Origin of the sequence: Halopelagius fulvigenes (genome assembly GCF_042662625.1) — an archaeon.
GTDB lineage: Archaea > Halobacteriota > Halobacteria > Halobacteriales > Haloferacaceae > Halopelagius > Halopelagius fulvigenes.
Genome location: NZ_JBHSXH010000009.1, coordinates 483,987 through 501,988, shown reverse-complemented (window position 1 = coordinate 501,988; position 18,002 = coordinate 483,987). Strand labels below are relative to the sequence as shown.

Here is an 18,002-nt window from a genome sequence, read left to right as displayed (position 1 = left end):
TTCGGTCGAAGACCGTCGAGCTACACCCCGAGTCCGATCAGCTCGACGACCGGGTGGTGGCCCTCCTCGTTCACCCGCACGTCCGCGATGGAGTGTAGCCCGCCGACGCGGGCCACCTTCCGAAGCCCCAGTTCCGGAACGTCGGTCGGGTCCACGGTGAGGACGTACGCGCGCATCTCGCCGATGTCGAGTTCGCGCGCCGCGAGGGCGCGGTGGTGACCGTCCACGAGGAGGGTCTCCTCGCCGTAATCGAGCGCGATGAGCGGTTCCGCGAGTTCGTGTTCCAACTCGTAGGCGCGGCCCTCCAACTCGTCGGCGAACACCTCGCGCTGCGTGGGTATCAACTCCGAGACCGTAACGACGCCGTCGCCGACGCCGACGCTGACGCCGTGGGTCGATTCGAGCATCTTCCGCGTGCGCTCGACTTTCGAGGGCGTCGTGCGCTCTATCTGGCTCCGAACCACGTCGGCGTTGGAGACGACGCCGAGGAACGTCGCGTCGTCGTCCACGACGGGGAGGAACCGGTGGCCGGTCCGGAAGAGGACGCCGGCGGCGTCTCTGAGGGACATCCCCGGGCGGGCGACGGCGAGGTCCCGACGCATCACCGCGCGGAGGGGTTCCTCCTCGGGGACGCCGAGGAGGTCTACCGCGCCGACGAATCCCACGAGGCGTCCGTTTCCGTCGAGAACGGGGAGGCCGCGGCGCCGAGAACCGGCCCGCAGTCGTTCGACGACGTCCGCGACCCGGTCTTCCGGGCGGGCCGTCTCTACCGTCTCGTTCATGTAGGCGTCGACGCTGACGTCGTCGAACTCCGTCGGGGGCATCACCCCCCGGTTGGTTCGCAGAGACCGTATAATCGACCCCTCCGTTCGATCCCTCTATCCAATTTTCATATATGATATTCGGGAGAGTACATTTATGTACGAACTCGCGTCACTCACGTACGTCGGTAAGCGGGCGTGGCTTCCCCAACCCTGCGTCCGGAGTTCCGACGTGGCACGGACGTCTTCCCGGACGTTCCGCGTGCGAACCGCACGCCACCACCACCCACCACACTGTGACCGAGGCGTTCCCCGCGAACGCCGCCGCCGGGTGTCGTCTCTCGTCCGGCGGTCGGTCGAACGCCGCACCCCGCGGCGATACCCCAGACGGGGACGCCCTCCCCGGGGCGTTCCCGTCACCGTCCCACTGCCGGCGGGGCGGAGTCAGCCTACCGACTCCGACCCGGCCTCGACCCGTTCGCGGGGCGGCTTCGTTTTCTCCGAACTGTCGCGCGGTAAACGTTTAGCCGCTGCCCTCCCAACCGGGAGGCATGAACGGCGTCATCACCGGCGTGGAGGGCGAACTCCGGAGCAACGGAATCAGCGTCGAGTCCCTCGATACCGAGGGCGAGACGGTCGAACTCGCGTACCTCACCGCCTTCCCGGGCGAGAGCGTGAACCACCTCGAGGTGGGGCGCGCCCTCAGGACGTTCGTCGAGAGGGTGACGGCCGACGAGTGGGAGCCGAAACGCGTCGAGGCGACCGTCCTCCGCGCTAACGACGACGTGCAGGGGACGTGGCACGCCGAAGCCGAGTGGTTCCGCGAGTACGACCGGTACGAACTGAGCGACGAGGACTTCTCCGAACTGGTCCTCGACACGCTGGAGGGCGGCGAATGAGCCGACCCACCGCGCGCGGCGAGTGGAAGCGGGCGGAGCGACGAGAACGAGTGCGCGAGGACAGAGGACGGAGGGGGAACCGGGAGGCCGACCGCTCTCGGCCCCGCCGCCCGTCGCGCTACGAGTTCTCGAAGGTGACGATGGGGTTCGAGAGCGGCGGCGAACGCTGCACCGGGTGGCTCTACCGTCCGGACCGCCCGGCGGACCCGCCGGTCGTCGTCATGGCCGGCGGCATCGCGGGCGAACGCTCGTTCGGGCTGCCCGCGTACGCCGAACGGTTGGCCGAGTCGGGGTACGCCGTCTTCCTGTTCGACTACCGGAACCACGGCGACAGCGAGGGCGAACCCCGCAACCTCGTCTCCCCGTCGCGGCAGCGAACCGACTGGGAGGCGGCCATCGCGGGCGTCCGCGAACGGGACGACCTCGACACCCGGCGACTCGTCCTCTGGGGGACCGACATCGGCGGCGGTCACGTCCTCGACGTGGCGGCCGACGACGCGCGCGTCCGGGCCGTCGTCGCGCAGACGCCCGTCCTCTCGGGGCGGTCGCTCCTGACGACAAACGGGTACGGCTACCTCGCGAAGGGCGTCCTCGCGGGCGTCCGCGACAGACTCCAGTCGCTCGTCACCGACCCGCACACCGTCTCCGTGACGGGCGACACCGGGGAGTCGGCGCTGCTCTCGACGCCCGGCGCGCGCGCGGGCTACCTCGATTTGGTCCCGCGCGCCTCCGAGTGGAACAACGAGATGCCCGCCCGGTCGCTCCTCTCTCTGGCGACGTACTCCGCGGGCGACGAGGCGGAGGCCATCACCTGCCCCGTCCTGTTCGTCGCCGGCGAACGCGACGACATCGTCTCTGCGGACGCCGTAGAGAAGAAGGCGGAGTCGGTGGCAGACGCCACGTTCGTCCGCCTGCCCGCGGGGCACTTCGACCTCTACGAGGGCGCGACGTTCGAACAGGCCGTCGGCCACGGCGTCGCGTTCTTAGACGGCGCGTTGGACCGGCGGTAGGCGTCCCGCCGAGGGCGGTGCGTGACCTTCTTGACCGCACGGCCTAACCCTTCACCGATGACCGCGACGCGAACTGTCGAACTCGAGGGTCACATCATCGACTCCGGGATGATGCAGCGAGCCTTCGGTATCGTGATGGACCTCGACGGGTCGTTCGAAGTCGAGGAGTTCGAGGTCGGCAAGCACAAGGACAAGACGTCGTACTGCCGGATGGCGATAAGCGCCGACTCCGAGGACCAACTGCAGGAGATTCTCCACGAACTCCACCAGAACGGGGCGAACCTCACCGACCCGGTGGACGCGCACGTCGAACCCGCGCCCGCCGACCGGGTGGTCCCGCACGGCTTCTACTCGACGACGAACCACCCGACCGAAATCCGCTACGACGGCGAGTGGATAGACGTCGAGAACATCGAGATGGACTGCGCCATCGTCGTCGAACCGGACCCCGAGGACCGCGAGGGGCCGCGGGCCTACACGAAGGTGCTGAACGGCATCGAGGAGGGCGATCTGGTGGTGACGGACGAGGCGGGCATCCGCGTGCAACCGCCGGAACGCCCCCGCGACTCCTCCGGCCCGTTCGGCTTCATGCAGGGCGGCGTCTCCTCGGAACGCCCCTCCGAATCGCTCATCGAACAGGTCGCCGAGGCCGTAGAGGAGACGAAGGCCGAGGGCGGGGAGGTGTTGGTCGTCGCCGGCCCGGCCCTCGTCCACTCCGGCGGCGCGATGGACCTCGCGCGACTCATCCGCGAGGGGTACGTCGACATGCTGTCGGCGGGCAACGGCTTCGCCACCCACGACATCGAACACGGCCTCTACGGCACCTCCCTCGGCATGGACATGGAGACGATGGAGCACCCCCGGAAGGGCCACAAACACCACATCTACACCATAAGCGAGGTCATCCGCGCCGGCGGCATCGCGGAGGCCGTCGAGGAGGGACTCGTCGAGGAGGGCGTGATGTACGAGTGCGTCCGGAACGACGTGCCGTACGTCCTCGCGGGCTCCATCCGCGACGACGGCCCCCTGCCGGACACCATCACCGACGCGGTGGAGGCGCAGAACGCCATCCGCGAACAGGCCCACGAGGCCGACATGGTGCTGATGCTCTCGACGCTGCTTCACTCCGTGGCCGTCGGCAACTGCCTGCCGTCGAACGTCCGCGTCGTCTGCGTGGACATCAACCCCGCGACGGTCACGCAGCTTTTAGACCGCGGGAGTTCCCAAGCCATCGGCATGGTGACGGACATCGGCACGTTCGTCCCGACGCTGGCGGACAAGATTCTCGGCCCTGCGAACGAGGAGGAGGCGAAAGCGGAGAGCGAGTACTACGAGACGGACGGCGGGGACGAAGACGGCGACGGCAGCGGCCACAGTCACGGCGGCGGTGGCTACCCCTGCGGCGGGAACTGACGGTCCGCATCGGGGCGTCACCCGAGAGTCGGAACGACCCGCTACCCACAGAGTGAACAGGCTCGTATCCGTACCCTTCGCGTGAGTTTCTCGATGCAGGGCCTCACGGACGAGACTCGTCGCGCGTACGGACTCGTCGTCGTCGCGGCGTTCGCGTACACGTGTCTGATGTTCGTCTGGTTCTCGCTGCCGGCCTACCTCTCTCGAATCGTCGAGGACGTCGGCCTCACGGGCACGCAGGCCGGGTTACTGGTCGGTGCCGTCCCGTTGACCTACATCCCGCTCGCGCTGTTTTCGGGGGTCGCCATCGACCGCGTGGGACCCGGCCGAAGCCTCGCGGCCGGCGTCTCCGTGTACGGCGTCGCCCAGATCGCCCGAAGCGTCGCACTGGGGTTCCCCTCCCTGCTGGCGTCGACCCTGCTTCTCGGCGTCGGCGCGACGGCCGTCACGTTCGGACTCCCGAAGCTCGTCTCGATCCTCTTTCCCCCGGAGCGGACCGGTCTCCCCTCTTCGATATACCTCATCGGGGCCGCCGCGGGGTCGGCCGGCGCGTTCGGCGTCGGTCGTCCGCTGTTGGGTCCGCTTCTCGGCGGCTGGCGACCCCTCTTCCTCTGGAGCGGTCTCGCCGCCGTCGCCTATGCCCTCCTGTGGTACGCGATCTCGCGGAAGGCGGGCATCGACGACAGCACCGCCGAGGGCGAGTCGTTCTCCGTGCGCTCGGTCGGCCGTGACCTCAGACTCGTCCTCTCTCACAGGGAGCTTCGGTTTGTCGTCGCCGTCGGGACGATGTACCTCCTCGTCAACCACGGAATACAGGGGTGGCTCCCGACGATACTGGAGTCGCGCGGACTCTCGCCGGACCGCGCCGGAGTGACGACGAGCCTGTTCGTCGCGGCCGCGGCCGTCAGCACCCTGCTCCTGCCCGCCGTCGCCGACCGGTACGCCGCGCGACGGACGGCGCTCGTGGCGTGCGGGAGCGTGGTGTTCCTCGGCGTCCTCGGGACGGCGCTGAGCGGTATCGGCCCCCTCCTCTTTCTCGGCGTCGCCGTCACCGGCGCGGGCGTCGGCGGCATCTCCCCCCTCGTGAGGGCGATACCTCCGGACTTGGAGGGCATCGGCCCCCGCCTCACGGGCACCGCGATGGGATTCGTCTTCGCCGTCGGCGAAGTCGGCGGGTTCCTCGGCCCGGTACTCATCGGCACGTTCCGCGAGGAGACGAACTCCTTCGTTCCGGGGTTCGCGATGCTCGCGGCCGCCGGACTCGTCGTCGTTCTCGCCGGCGAGGGCCTGCGCCGGTCGACGGAGTAACGCGACGGACACCGCTCCGACGCGTCGCCGACCGTCGCCTCGGGCCGAGTACGTCCTCGCCGGACGTTCACGTGCGGTTGAATTTACACAAGACATATACCACGGACTACTGTCGGTCGTCGTATGAACCGCGACGCCGCCCTCGCAGGCGCGGCCGTCGGGGTAGTCCTCGTTGCCCTCCTCGCTTCGGTGGCTCTCCCCGGCGTCCTCGCCGATCCGACGGAAGACAGGCCGGTCCGACCCGGTCCGATCCGCATCTCGGAGGTGAACATCGGGTCCGACGACGCGCAAGTACGGGGTGGGACCGTCACCCTCTCGGTCGACACTCGAATCGAACACCGCGGCAACCCGACGGAGAACGTCACGCTCCTCGTCCGCGCCGTGGACTCCGAGTCCGGGCTGGTCGAGACGACGCGAACCGTGGACGTGGGGATCCTCCGCGACGAGGCCGAAACGTCCGTGACGGCGAACGTGACGGTCGAGCGCGAAGGGGGCTACCGCATCGAGACAGTCCTCTATCGGGACGACCGCCGGGTGGACGAGAGCGGAAAGACCGTCAGCGGTCTCGAGGCGTTGACGCCCGCGTACGCCCGCAGCGACGTTCGGTTCTCCGAGACGAGTGCGCTGCCGCCGCTCTCGTTCTCCGTCGCGCGGGCGGACGCGGGGAACGATCGGACGACGCTCGAACTCGCCGCGTCGCTGACGAACGGCGGCGACGGTCGCTCGAAGGACCTGCGGGTGCAGTTCGTCCTTCGGCAGGCGGAGTCGAACATCGTCGCCGCGCGGACGGCGGCCGACGTGGGCGCGATTCGCCCCGGTCGAACCGCGACGACGACGGCGCGGGTGACCGTCCCGCGCGACTACAACTACTACGTGGACGCCGTGTTGCTGAAAGACGGCGTGGTCGTGGACTCCGCGCGGACCGCGGCGAACCTCGACCCGACGAAGCGAATCAGCGTCAACGAGACGGAGACGGACGTCGAACTCCGCGTGGAGGACTTCGAAGGCGGCGGAAACGGCGGCGGAGGCAGGCCGACCGAGGAGGGAGGCGAACCGACGGACGCGAGTACGCCCGGATTCGGCGCGGTCGCCGCAGTCGTCGCACTCCTCGCGTCGGCCCTCGCCGCCCGGAGGTGGACCCGATGACCGACACGAACCCTAACCCCGACCCCGACGACAGCGCTACCGACACCCGACCGAGCGACCGACAGGAGTGGCCCGACCCCTCCCGGGGAGGCGGCGAGTCCACGGCGGAGCAACTGAAGCGCTACCTCAACTACGCCGTCCTCGCGGGCCTGGTACTCGTCGCGTTGGTGTCGGTGTTCCAACTGTACTCGGCAGTGACGCGGACCATCAACACGTTCGTCACCCCCGAGTACCGCGCGCCGTTCCTCGCGGCGTTCAACCTCGTCGTCCTCCTCGTCGTCGCGTTGGGCATCTCGCTCCAACTGAAGCGACTGCAGGAGTAGCGCCCGCCGACTCGTCGACGCGCCGCACCGACCGCCGACGCCGCACTGATAACCGACCTCGCGTGGCGGGTCCGCCAGGAGGGCCGCGACGTGAAGTACCGCGTCGGGGCCGAGAGCAACCGAGAGAGGCGACGGCTTCGTCCCCGAAACCGACGACTGGGAGGCCGAAGTCGAGTGGGCCGACGTGATCGTCTTCGACGACGTCCGGGTGGGCGACGACGGGCCGAAACCCGCAGAGAAAAATCCGACTCAGACGACCACTAACCACGCGAGGAGGACGGCAGCGCCGCCGACGGCGGTGCTGGCGACGGCGTGGACGCGGAGCCTGTCGAGCAGAGCGTGAGCGTCGCCCTTCACCGTGAGCAGGTCGTGGATCTCGCTGCCGATTTCGCACCGCGGGAGGAAGTCCATCGCCACGTGGAGGAACACGCCCGCGGCGAACCCGAAGACGAGCCCCCGAATCGGATCGGCGGCGGGGACGGCGATAGTGCTCGACAGCATCGCGGCGATGCCGACGCCCGAGGCGGGGACGAGGAGGACGGAGACGGGGCGTCCGTCGCCGACGAGGCGGCGCGCGGCGGCGTACCCCGCCGGGCCCTTGTGCGAGACGATGGCGACGCCGAGGAGCGGTCCGAGTTCGGGCATGTTGCCGTAGATGATGCCGATGATAGCGCCCGCCGAGAACGCGTGCGCCGACAGTTCCGCCACCGTGCGGTCCATCGGGAGGTCCAGGTGCGCGAGGCGGTGGCCGATGGTGTGGGAGGCGAAGCCCGCCAATAGGCCGAACGCGATGCCGAACCCGCCCCACTGCGGGTGCTGTCCGATGGCCTGCGGGACGAGAAACACCGCCGCGCTCGTCACCATCGCGCCGCTCGCGAGGCCGTACCCCCACACGAGGGCGTTGGCCTGTTCGCCGACGGCGCGCGCGCCGAGGGGCGCGGCCAGCGCCATCGCGAGGAATGCCACCCACGAGATTCCGAGCAGTTTCCACGACTCCGAGGCCGCCGCGTACACCGAGAGCGCTGCCAACACCGCCGTGGCTAGTAGCCCGAGCCGTGATATCCGGTTCACGATGTGAATTCTTTCTTTGCGGTTAATAACGTTCACGTTGTTAACTCCGATGTTCGTGTTAATAACCGTACCGGTGTTCCGTGGCCCGACCGGTGCGACGCCGGTTCTCGCGTCCGGGCGTCGGTTCGCGGTCTGCCCGCGCCTCGCCCGACTCGCGCGTCCGGCGAGACTAAAACGGCCGTTTGTCTCAACGGGGGGTATATGTCCGCGGACGTGAACGAACGGATATGGTCGACATCGACTCCGAGACGCTGTTCAACGGCGCGGCGGCCGTCCTCGTCACTGTCGCCGTCCTCTTTTTCGTCTTCAACGTCCGGTGGGGCTACTCGCCGGTGTCGAAGGTGGCGTTGACGCTCCTGTTTCTGACCGGCGTGTTCGCCATCACCCAGCGAACCGACGACTACCAGTTGACCCTGTTGGGGTACGGCGTCGTCGTCACGTCGTTCGTCGGACTGTTCTTCGAGGTGGTGAGCACGTTCGGCGCGGGCGACGCGGCGACCGTCGCCGGTCTGTTGGCCATCGCCGCCGCCCTGTTCTTCGTCCGCACCCGACTCGACGAGGACGAACGCTTCGTCACGGGGCGGTGGGCGACGTACGCCGTCGGCGTCGTCGCGGTTCTCACCGTCGCCGTCCTCCTCGTGGACGCGACCACCGGCGGCCTCGCGTACGAACTCCGACCCGCGAGCGAAGTCGAGTACGCGGAGTCGCACGACGAGGGGATGCGCGTCGCGTCCGTCGTCGTGACGAACCCGACGCCCCTCCCCGAACGCGTCGAGACTCCGAACTATCGAGTGTGCGCCGCGGGCAACTGGAGCGAGTACCGACCGCCGTCGGAACCCGGGCAACCGGAACGCCCCGTCGACATCAACGTGTACGTCCAAGACGGCTACGGCGAACACGTCCCCCCGTTCGGGACGAAGACGTACCCCGTCGAACTGAACCTCCACGGCGCGAACCTCTCCGGCGAGACGTTCCCCGTCGAGCGAACGTCGGCGTGCCCGGACGACGAGGAGGGGTCGCCGTACGTCGCCATCTTCGAGGCGGAACGGGACCGGTACGGACGCCCAGTCGCGTTGTAGGCGGCCGAACGCCCCGTCTGTGGTCAGTTCTTTTATACTTTCCACGTCCCTAGGGCGGGGTATGAACTCCGTCTCGGACCCGCGTTCGCTCGCCGGCTCCTCCGTCGTCGTCGTCGGCGGGGGGTTCGGCGGCCTCTCTACGGCGTGTTACCTCGCGGATGCCGGCGCGGACGTGACCCTCGTGGAGAAAAACGAGCAGTTGGGCGGGCGCGCCAGCAGACTCGAACGCGACGGGTTCCGGTTCGACATGGGGCCGTCGTGGTACCTGATGCCCGACGTGTTCGAGGACTTCTTCGGCACGTTCGACCGGACGCCGTCGGACTACTACGAGTTGACGCGACTCGACCCCCACTACCGCATCTTCTTCAAGGACGGCGACAGGGTGGACATGGTCCCCGACTTGGAGGCGAACAAGGAGACGTTCGAGTCCTACGAACCCGGCGCGGGCGAGAAACTGGCGTCGTACCTCCGGAAGTCCGAGCGGAACTACGAGATCGGCATGGAGCACTTCGTCTACGAGGATCGGACGGCGCTCTCCGACTACCTCGACCTCGACGTGGCGAAGAACGCGTGGGGACTGTCGCTCGTCGGGTCGATGCAGGACCACGTCGAACGCTACTTCGACCATCCGAAACTCCAGCAGATCATGCAGTACACCCTCGTCTTCCTCGGGGGCGCGCCGAACAACACCCCGGCGCTGTACAACCTGATGAGCCACGTGGATTTCAACATGGGCGTCTACTACCCCGAGGGCGGCATCGGCGGCGTCGTGGACGGCATCGCCGAACTCGGCGAGGAACTCGGCGTGACGTTCCGGACGAACGCTCCCGTCTCCGAGATCCGGGGCCGCGAGGGCGCGTTCGTCGTCCGCACGGAGGGCGGCGAGGAGTTCTACGCCGACTACGTCGTCAGCGACGCCGACTACCGCCACACGGAGATGGAACTGCTCCCGCCGGAGAAGCGCCAGTACGACGCCGAGTACTGGGACTCGCGGACGTACGCCCCCTCCGCGTTCCTCCTCTACCTCGGCGTCGAGGGCGACGTCGAACCCCTCGAACACCACACCCTCGTTCTCCCGCCGGACTGGGAGGACCACTTCGAGACGATATTCGAAGACCCGTCGTGGCCCGAAGACCCCGCGTACTACCTCTGCGTCCCCTCGGAGACGGACGACGACGTCGCGCCGGAGGGCCACAGCAACCTCTTCGCTCTGGTCCCCGTCGCCGCCGGACTGGACGACACGCCCGAACGCCGAGAACAGTTCCGCGAACTCGTGCTCTCGGATATCGCCGAGCACACGGGCGTCGAACTGAGAGACCGAATCGTCTTCGAGGAGACGTTCTGCGTGGACGACTTCACGGACCGGTACAACAGCACGAAGGGGACGGCCCTCGGGTTGGCCCACACGCTCCGGCAGACGTCGCTGTTCCGCCCGCCGCACCGATCGAAGAAAGTCGAGGGGTTGTACTTCACCGGGTCGTTCACGACGCCCGGCATCGGCGTGCCGATGTGTCTCATAAGCGGGCAGTTGACCGCCGAGGCGATGGCCGAGCGAGTCGGGCGAGAATGAGCGACCCCGGCCGCCTGCGGTACCTGCTGGCGCTCTCGCGCCCCCGGTTCTGGCTCTACCTCGCGGGCCCCGTCCTCGTCGGCGTCGCGTTCGGCGCCGAGAGCGTCGCCGGCCTCTTCACCCCCGGTGCCGCCGTCGCGTTCGCGTACTTCCTCCTCCCGGCGAACGTCTACCTCTACGGCGTCAACGACGCCTTCGACGCCGAGATAGACGCCGAGAACCCGAAGAAAGACGGGAGGGAGGCGCGGTGGCGCGGCGACCCGTTCGTCGCCGCCGTCGTCGTCGCCTGCGGACTCCTCGGGGCGGCGACGTTCCTCGCCCTCCCGCGAGTCGCGTGGCCGTACCTCGCGGGCTTTTTCTTCCTCGGGACGGAGTACAGCGCACCCCCGCTTCGGTTCAAGACGACGCCGTTCCTCGACTCGCTTTCGAACGGCCTCTACGTCCTGCCGGGGGCCGCCGCCTACGCCGCCGTCGCGGGGACCCACCCGCCCGTCGCCGCCCTCGTCGGCGCGTGGGCGTGGGCGATGGGGATGCACACGTTCTCCGCGATACCCGACATCGAACCGGACCGGGAGGCGGGCGTCCGGACGACGGCGACGTTCCTCGGGGAGGCGCGGACGCACGCGTACTGTCTGGCGTGTTGGCTCGCCGCCGCCGCCGCGTTCGCCCTCGTGGACGTCCGCCTCGGCGCGCTTCTGTCCGCGTACCCCGTCGCCGTCTTCGCCGTCTTCCGGTCGGGAATCGACGTCGAACGGGCGTACTGGTGGTACCCGGCGTTGAACACCGTCGTCGGGGCGACGCTCACCCTCGGCGGACTGTGGAGGCTGGTCAATGGCTGAGTCGGGACTGACGCTCTCCGAGCGACTGCCCCGGACGCGCGCGGAGTGGGAGGCCCGGTTGGACCGCCTCGTCCGCGAGAACCGCTTCACCATCTCCGTGTTCTTCCCGCTGAACGGCGCTCTCTTGCTCGTCGCCAGCGCCGAGGGCCTCCTGCCGGACCCCATCGCGTTCAACGCCGCCCTCGTCTTGCTCGGCACCGTCGTGATGCGCGCTCCCTTGCTGGTCGGCGCGCTTCCGGCCACCGACCGCCGGGCGGCGACGGGCGTCGGCCTCCTGACGCTGTACGCCTACGGCATCGAGTACGTCGGCGTCCGAACCGGCGTGCCGTACGGGGAGTTCTTCTACGGCGTCGAACTCGGACCGACCGTCGGCGGCGTCCCCCTCGGCCTCCCCGTGTTCTTCATCCCGTTGGTGATGAACGCCTATCTGCTCTGCCTGTTGCTCCTCGGCGAACGCGCGGAGAACCGGGCGGTTCGACTTCTCGCCGTCGTCGCGGCGGTGGTGGCGATGGACCTCGTGTTGGACCCCGGCGCGGTGGCCCTCGGCTTCTGGGTCTACCCCGGCGGCGGCGCGTTCTACGGCGTCCCCCTCTCGAACTACGCGGGGTGGCTTCTGAGCGCCGCCGTCGCCGTCGTCGCCCTCGATTGGGCGTACGACCGCCGCGCCCTCCTCGCGCGACTCGACGGCTGCGAGTTCATGCTCGACGACATGGTGTCGTTCGTCATCCTCTGGGGGGCGATAAACGCGTGGTTCGGCAACTGGGCCGCCGTCGCCGTCGCCGCTGCCTTCGGCGTCGGACTGCTGAAGACCGAGCGGTTCGACGCGCGACTCCTCCGCGCGCGGCGGTAGCGCGGGCGTCGGTCGCTACTCGCTGCGGATGAGGTACCGGACCCAGTCGGTCACCCGCCTGCCGACGACGCAGGGGGCGGCGAGCGACCACGTCGGCCCCGGGTCGGACGGCCCGTGCTCCCGCCGCGGGCCGTTCGCTTCCCCCGGATAGGGGACGGCGCTCACCCGCCGGAACACGGCCACCGGGTCGCTCTCGACGGCCCAGTACAATCGCGTCTTCGCCAACAGCAGGAGTTTCCGGCGGGTCGAGAGCGACGGCGTCTCCGAGAGCACGTCGTAGTCGCGCCGCCGAATCTCGCGGTGGTGGTCGGCGTACAACACCGCCGAGAGCAGCACGGCGAACTGGCAGTCCTCCGGCAGATACTCGATGCCGGCGACGCCCTTCCGGTACAACCGTTCGGTGCGGCGCATCTCCTCGCGCATCGCCCTCCGGAAGCTCTCGTCGCAGTCGAACGACCGCAACTGCGACTCCGAGACGCCGTGTCGTTCGAGGGTCTCCCGCGGGAGGTATATCCGGTCGAGTTCGACGATGTCCTCGCGGACGTCGCGCAGGAAGTTCGACATCTGAAACGCCTCGCCGAGGGCCGTCGCGTGCGGGCGCGCCAGTTCTTCGGCCTCCTCGCCGGGGTCCATGATGTCGGTCATCATCCGACCGACCGCCGCCGCCGACCCGTCCATGTACGACTGGAGTTGCTCGTACGTCTCGTAGCGCCCCGTCGAGACGTCCGACAGCATCGCGTCCACGAACGCGTTCACGTCCGACTCCCGCACGCCGTACTCCGCTCGCACCTCCGAGAACGCCGAGAGGACGGGGTTGTCGGCGTCGCGCCGTCCAAAGGCCGCCGCGCGGAGTCGCTCTAACTCTCGTCGCTGTTCCGCGGGCGTCGCGCCGTCGGCGTCGTCTACGATTTCGTCCGCGACTCTGAAAAACGCGTACAGCACGTACGTCGCGCGCCTGACCCGCCGCGGGAGGACGCGCGTCGCGAGGTGAAACGTCTTTCCGGTCCTGCGCTGTATCTCCTTGCTCCGTCTGACGTGGTCCCGTCTCACCATCGTCGGCGGTGGCGGGGCCGGACGTCTCCTCGAACACTCGTCCCCTGAGACATGGTACTACACGACTAGTGATTACAACGATATAACAGTTAGTTCCCCTCAGAAACCGACCGGTCGGATGCGGGAGGGGTCACCAGAACGTGTCGCTGCAGTCGTAGACGACGCCGTGTCGCGGGCAGACGTACTTGCAGTGGCGGCGGTGCATCGACTCGCCGCAGAGCGGACAGGGACGCCCCGTCTGGTCCATGCTCGCGGCGAGGGACCCGGCGTACGTTACTGTTTCTCTCCGCGTCGGCGACTCCCGTGCTACGGTTATTTTACCGATAGGTACGAAGAGTCACCATGGTCTCCCAACGAACGCGCGCGCGATTCAACGTCCTCGCGGAAGCCTTCTCGATTCCCTTGGAGGCGTACGTCCGGTCCCGAGCGAACGACGATGACGACGAGGAATCGTCGCTGAATGCGACGTGGTTCCTCGCCGGATTCGCCTACCGAATCGCCAACGCGTGGGCGTACGATAGAGACGTCGGCGGTATCAGGTCGAGCCGTCTGCGCCAACTCGCTCTCGGGGTGGCGTTCGCCGCCCTCGGGTTCCGGTCGCGGGACCGACCGGAATCGGAGTGGCGTAGCTTCACGCTGGGCGGCAGTCTCGGCTACGTCTGTTATCGACTCCGGTACGGCGTCTTCGGTCCGTTATCGGGAGACGAAGAGTAAAGAGAGAACCGCGAAACCGAACGCCTCGTTATGAATCGCTCAGTTCAGCACTCCGACCAGCCGCAGGACTCGCAGGTCTTGCAGCCTTCGGAGTAGTACAGCGTCATGCTGTTACACTCGGGGCACTCGGGGCTCTCGCCCGCCGCGAGCAAGTCGTCCATCGCGTCCGAGGACTTCAAGTCGGCGTCGCCCGCCGAGTCGGCGACGGCAGCGCCGCCGTCGGCTTCGGGTTCGGTGTCGCCGAGGGTCGCCTCCTCGGAGACTTGCGTCAGGTTCTGCTGTTGGGGGTAGCCCTCGTCTATCTCGCCGTCGAGGTAGCGGCGCATCGCCGTGCCGATGGCGTCGGGGATGGAGTTGATCTGCTCTCCTTTGTCCCACGCCACCTTCGGGCTGCGGATGCCCTGCAGTTCGCTGGCTATCTCCTCGGGGTCCACGCCCGTGCGGAGCGCCGTCGAGATGGTCTTCGCGAGCGCTTCCGTGAACGAGGCGGTGAATCCGCCGGAGTTGCCGATGTTGGCGAACAGCTCGAACGGCTGGCCGCGTTCGTCCTCGTTGATGTTGACGTAGAGCTTCCCGTAGCCGGTGTCGATGCGCTGGGTGACGCCGTAGAGGACGTCGGGACGCGGGCGCTTCGAGCCGAGTTCCACGTCGCCGTCGGCCTCCGCCAGCAGGCGTTCGACTTCCCCGTCGAGTGCGGCGCGAACCTCCTCGTTGTCGAGGAAGCCCTCCAGACCGCCGAACACCTCTTCCATCTGTTCGACGAGCGTTTCGGCCGCCTCGCCCTCGTCGGCGAAGTCCGCGTTCTTCGCGCGCGTCGTCAGCACCTGCTTCGAGCGGGTGCCGTCGCGGTAGACGGTGACGCCCTTCCCGCCGTTCTTGTAGATGTAGCGGTACACCTCGTCCATGTCCTCCCGCGTCGCGGAGTTCGGGAAGTTACACGTCTTCGAGATGGCGGAGTCCACGCCGTTCTGGCAGGCGCACTGCACGGCGGCGTGCTGTTTGCCCGAGAGGTCGGAGGTGACGACGAACAGCTCGGTGATGGCCTCCGGAACGGTCGAAAGCGAGGAGACGCCGTCGAACTCGTTGTTGGCCATCTGCTCTTGGGCCTCGCGCTTGACCTCCTCGACGTCGATGTCGTTGGCCTCCAGAACGCGGAGGAAGTAGTCGTCGAACTCGACGAGCATCTCGTCGCCCTGCACGTCGTCGGAGACGTTCTTGTAGTAGGCGACGTTGTAGATGGGTTCGCAGCCACCCGTCGTGTTGCCGATCATCGAGGTGGTGCCCGTCGGCGCGATGGTCGTCGTGTTGTGGTTCCGAAGCGCGAAGCCGTCGGCCCAGTCGTCGGCGTCGAGGCCGGTCTGCTTCTCGAACCACTCGCGGTACTCCGTCGGGTTCGCGTACTTTGAGTCCTCCCAGTCGTTGAACGCGCCGCGCTCCTCGGCGAGTTCGTGGCTGGCCCACTTCGACTCGTGGTTGATGTGGGTCATCAGCTGCTCTGCGACCTCGTTTCCGGCGTCGGAGCCGTACTGGATGCCGAGCTGGATGTACAGCTGAGCCAGCCCCATGATGCCGAGGCCGATCTTGCGCATGTCGCGCACCTTCTGTTCTATCTTCTCGACGGGGAAGTCCGACATCGTGACGACGTTCTCGAGGAAGCGCGTGCCGTACTCGATGCGGTGGTCGAACTCCTCCCAGTCGATGGCCTCTTCGAGGAAGGCGTCGACGGCGTCGTCGAAGGAGTCGTACTCGTCGCCGTGGTCGTCGTACCAGACGCGCCAGTCGGGCGCGTCGAGGTCGGCGACCGTCGAGAGGTTGATGTGGCCGAGGTTACACGCCTCGTACTCTTCGAGGGGTTGCTCGCCGCAGGGGTTCGTCGCGAGGATGCGGTGGTCGGGGTGTTTCTCGACGTCGAAGGAGTGCTCCTTGTTGACGCGTTCGAGGTAGATGACGCCCGGTTCGCCGTTCTCCCACGCGCCCTCGACGATGTGGTCCCACAGTTCCTCCGCGGGGACCGAGAGCACTTCGCCGACTTCGACGTACTCGCCGAGGCCGAACATCTCGTATATCTCCTTCGTCTCCGGCGTGGCGACGTGCGGTTCCTCGGTGCGGGGGTTCGTGAAGGTGAACTCCTCGCCCTCGAACAGCGCGTCCATGAAGTCGTCGGTGATGCCGACGGAGATGTTGAAGTTAGAGAGGTGACCCTCCACGGCGTTGCGGAGGTGCTTGGGGACGCGCCCCTCCTCGTCGATGAGTTCGCGCGCCTCCTCCAGTGCGTCCGCGAAGGAGTTGTGCGTGAAGTCGTCCGGGTCGTTCAGGCGAAGCGAATGGGCGAGAGAGACGTCCTTGTTCTTCGCGTGGATGAACTGGATGACGTCGGGGTGGCTGACGCGCATGACCCCCATCTGCGCGCCGCGGCGGGCACCGCCCTGCGCGATGGTCTCGCACATCTGGTCGTACGTCCGCATGAACGTGATGGGCCCGGAGGCGATGCCGCCGGTCGAACCCACGGCGTCGCCGTACGGGCGGAGTCGCCAGAAGGCGTACCCCATGCCGCCGCCGGACTGGAACACTTCGGCGGCTTCCTTCGCCGTCTGGTGGATGTCGGTGATGTCGTCGTCGGGCGAATCGACGAAACAGGCGGAGAGTTGCTGCAGTTCGTCGCCCGCGTTCATCAGCGTCGGCGAGTTCGGCATGAAGGAGAGCGACTCCATCATCTCCTGGAACTCCTCGCGCTTGGCCTCGACTTCGGCGCGAATCTCCTCGGGGAGTTCGGGGACGACGGTGTCGTAGGAGAACTTGTTGACGTTGTAGACCGAAAGCGTCGTCTCGGCGTCGTCACCAGAAGCGTCCGCTTCTGGCTGGCTCGCGGAAGCACCGCTTCCGCGAACGTCCTCCGCCGTCGTGCCCTTCCCGAACACTTCCTCGGCGAGTTCGTCGCGGCGCGGGTGGTCGGGCTTCAGTTGGTCGGGCGTGACCGAAATCGTCACGTCGCGCTTCTCGGCCTCGTAGACGGCCTCCGCGAGTGCGATGTTCTTCGCGACGCGAACGAACAGCTCCTCTTGCGTCTCGACGAGTTCGCCGTCGGCGTCCTTCCGGAGGTACCGCGCCGGCAGAATGTTGTGGTAGGCGTTCGCAGTGAGACGGTCCTCCAGCGTCTCCCCCTCGGTGCGCTTTATCGGCAGCTGCAGCTCGTCCGCCGAGATGTCCGCGCGGCTCATCTACTGTTCCCCCGCCCCAGCACCCCGTCGCTGGGCGATTTCGAATCGGATGGCTGGCTCAGTTCCGTTCATAGTAACGATGGCTTGTGAATGGAGGCGCTTCGGTAAAGGCTTCGGTATTGGGTAATGTCAGACTGAAATTCTCATCGCTCTGTCACACATTCCGAACTCTGCTCGCCCGCATTCACAGTACGGCACGTCCGTACGACCCGACCGGACATAACAGTATTCAGACCGCGGTGAAAGTAATGGTACGACTGGTAAAATCGCAAGACGAAGCGCACCCGTCCAGACGAACAGATGGGGGGTTCGAACTGCCCGCCCGCGCCGCGTCGGTCGGTCCGAATCGCGCCCCGGCGAGTGTACGAACCCGCGGCGTTCGACGGGAGCCGAAAACGTACCAGTTGACGTATCGTTATAGGAGGCGGTTACCGGCCCGGTCGCGCTCCGAGCCGGACATTCCTCCCACAGACTTATTCTCGCGCGCGCCGATATGTTGGGTATGTCCGCCACGTTCGCACCGGTCCTCGACCAGACGCTCGCCGCGTGGGCGACGCTCCCCCTCCAACTGGGCGGCCTCCTCGCCACCCAACTCGGGCAGTTGCTCGTCGGCGTCGTCGCCGTCGGCGTCGCCATCCTCGTCGCCCGCCTCGTCCTGAGGGTGGCGTGGCGACTAGTCACCATCGCCGTTGTCGTCATCGCCGCCCTGCTCCTGTTCTCGACGCTGGGCGTCAACGTCCCCTTGTAA

The 18,002-nt window shown here is 67.6% G+C and carries 17 protein-coding genes and 1 pseudogene; 13 read left to right on the top strand and 5 right to left on the bottom strand.

The features are described 5' to 3' along the window. Positions 1-20: 20 nt before the first annotated feature. On the bottom strand, positions 21-824 hold the full coding sequence (locus ACFQEV_RS04955) for a CBS domain-containing protein (RefSeq protein WP_379693147.1): 804 nt from the start codon (positions 822-824) through the stop codon (positions 21-23). A gap of 488 nt (positions 825-1,312) precedes the next feature. On the opposite strand from ACFQEV_RS04955, the gene ACFQEV_RS04950 reads away from it, so the two are divergent. The 7 genes and pseudogenes from ACFQEV_RS04950 to ACFQEV_RS04920 form a co-directional block, all read left to right on the top strand. Continuing rightward, a complete protein-coding gene (locus ACFQEV_RS04950; protein ID WP_379693146.1) occupies positions 1,313-1,660 on the top strand; it encodes a DUF8159 domain-containing protein in 348 nt (115 codons plus the stop codon). Continuing rightward, a complete protein-coding gene (locus ACFQEV_RS04945; protein ID WP_379693144.1) occupies positions 1,657-2,670 on the top strand; it encodes an alpha/beta hydrolase in 1,014 nt (337 codons plus the stop codon). The genes ACFQEV_RS04950 and ACFQEV_RS04945 overlap by 4 nt, the downstream gene beginning before the upstream one ends. A 57-nt stretch (positions 2,671-2,727) precedes the next feature. Further along, positions 2,728-4,083, top strand: a complete 1,356-nt coding sequence (locus ACFQEV_RS04940; RefSeq protein ID WP_379693142.1) for an ornithine cyclodeaminase, nickel-pincer nucleotide-dependent — start codon at positions 2,728-2,730, stop codon at positions 4,081-4,083. A gap of 93 nt (positions 4,084-4,176) precedes the next feature. After that, on the top strand, positions 4,177-5,391 hold the full coding sequence (locus ACFQEV_RS04935; protein ID WP_379693140.1) for an MFS transporter: 1,215 nt from the start codon (positions 4,177-4,179) through the stop codon (positions 5,389-5,391). 123 nt (positions 5,392-5,514) lie between these two features. Then, positions 5,515-6,537 (top strand): DUF7490 domain-containing protein, encoded by a 1,023-nt coding sequence (locus tag ACFQEV_RS04930; RefSeq protein ID WP_379693138.1) that lies wholly within the window; start codon positions 5,515-5,517, stop codon positions 6,535-6,537. Then, positions 6,534-6,860: a hypothetical protein gene (locus ACFQEV_RS04925; protein ID WP_379693136.1), complete on the top strand. Its 327-nt coding sequence runs from the start codon at positions 6,534-6,536 to the stop codon at positions 6,858-6,860. Before ACFQEV_RS04930 ends, ACFQEV_RS04925 begins: the two co-directional genes overlap by 4 nt. 45 nt (positions 6,861-6,905) lie before the next feature. Next, positions 6,906-7,080 (top strand): annotated as a pseudogene (locus ACFQEV_RS04920) (phosphoribosylamine-glycine ligase); the annotation flags it as partial. 29 nt (positions 7,081-7,109) lie between these two features. On the opposite strand, the gene ACFQEV_RS04915 reads toward ACFQEV_RS04920, so the two are convergent. Continuing rightward, the gene (locus tag ACFQEV_RS04915; RefSeq protein ID WP_379693134.1) at positions 7,110-7,931 is read right to left on the bottom strand and encodes a ZIP family metal transporter; all 822 of its coding nucleotides are present in this window, start codon (positions 7,929-7,931) and stop codon (positions 7,110-7,112) included. Between the two features lie 227 nt (positions 7,932-8,158). Between ACFQEV_RS04915 and ACFQEV_RS04910 the strand changes: the two genes are divergently transcribed. From ACFQEV_RS04910 to cruF, 4 genes are all read left to right on the top strand, one after another. Then, entirely contained in the window at positions 8,159-9,010 is an 852-nt protein-coding gene (locus ACFQEV_RS04910; RefSeq protein ID WP_379693131.1) for a hypothetical protein, read from the top strand. A 61-nt stretch (positions 9,011-9,071) separates the two neighbouring features. Then, on the top strand, positions 9,072-10,580 hold the full coding sequence (locus tag ACFQEV_RS04905) for a phytoene desaturase family protein (protein WP_379693128.1): 1,509 nt from the start codon (positions 9,072-9,074) through the stop codon (positions 10,578-10,580). Then, positions 10,577-11,419 carry a prenyltransferase gene (locus ACFQEV_RS04900; RefSeq protein ID WP_379693125.1) on the top strand — a complete coding sequence of 281 codons (843 nt, stop codon included), beginning with the start codon at positions 10,577-10,579 and terminating at the stop codon, positions 11,417-11,419. Before ACFQEV_RS04905 ends, ACFQEV_RS04900 begins: the two co-directional genes overlap by 4 nt. Then, the gene (gene cruF, locus ACFQEV_RS04895) at positions 11,412-12,269 is read left to right on the top strand and encodes a bisanhydrobacterioruberin hydratase (RefSeq protein WP_379693123.1); all 858 of its coding nucleotides are present in this window, start codon (positions 11,412-11,414) and stop codon (positions 12,267-12,269) included. The genes ACFQEV_RS04900 and cruF overlap by 8 nt, the downstream gene beginning before the upstream one ends. Before the next feature lie 15 nt (positions 12,270-12,284). On the opposite strand, the gene ACFQEV_RS04890 is transcribed toward cruF, so the two are convergent. Beyond that, positions 12,285-13,322, bottom strand: coding sequence for a phytoene/squalene synthase family protein (locus tag ACFQEV_RS04890; protein ID WP_379693120.1), 1,038 nt, complete (start codon positions 13,320-13,322; stop codon positions 12,285-12,287). Between the two features lie 130 nt (positions 13,323-13,452). After that, positions 13,453-13,569: an HVO_2523 family zinc finger protein gene (locus ACFQEV_RS04885; protein WP_379693118.1), complete on the bottom strand. Its 117-nt coding sequence runs from the start codon at positions 13,567-13,569 to the stop codon at positions 13,453-13,455. Between the two features lie 95 nt (positions 13,570-13,664). On the opposite strand from ACFQEV_RS04885, the gene ACFQEV_RS04880 reads away from it, so the two are divergent. Continuing rightward, positions 13,665-14,036, top strand: coding sequence for a DUF8097 family protein (locus ACFQEV_RS04880; RefSeq protein WP_379693115.1), 372 nt, complete (start codon positions 13,665-13,667; stop codon positions 14,034-14,036). A 44-nt stretch (positions 14,037-14,080) separates the two neighbouring features. Here ACFQEV_RS04880 and ACFQEV_RS04875 read toward each other — a convergent pair whose 3' ends face one another. After that, the gene (locus ACFQEV_RS04875) at positions 14,081-17,254 is read right to left on the bottom strand and encodes an adenosylcobalamin-dependent ribonucleoside-diphosphate reductase (protein ID WP_379693113.1); all 3,174 of its coding nucleotides are present in this window, start codon (positions 17,252-17,254) and stop codon (positions 14,081-14,083) included. A gap of 502 nt (positions 17,255-17,756) precedes the next feature. On the opposite strand from ACFQEV_RS04875, the gene ACFQEV_RS04870 reads away from it, so the two are divergent. Further along, a complete protein-coding gene (locus tag ACFQEV_RS04870; protein WP_379693112.1) occupies positions 17,757-18,002 on the top strand; it encodes a hypothetical protein in 246 nt (81 codons plus the stop codon).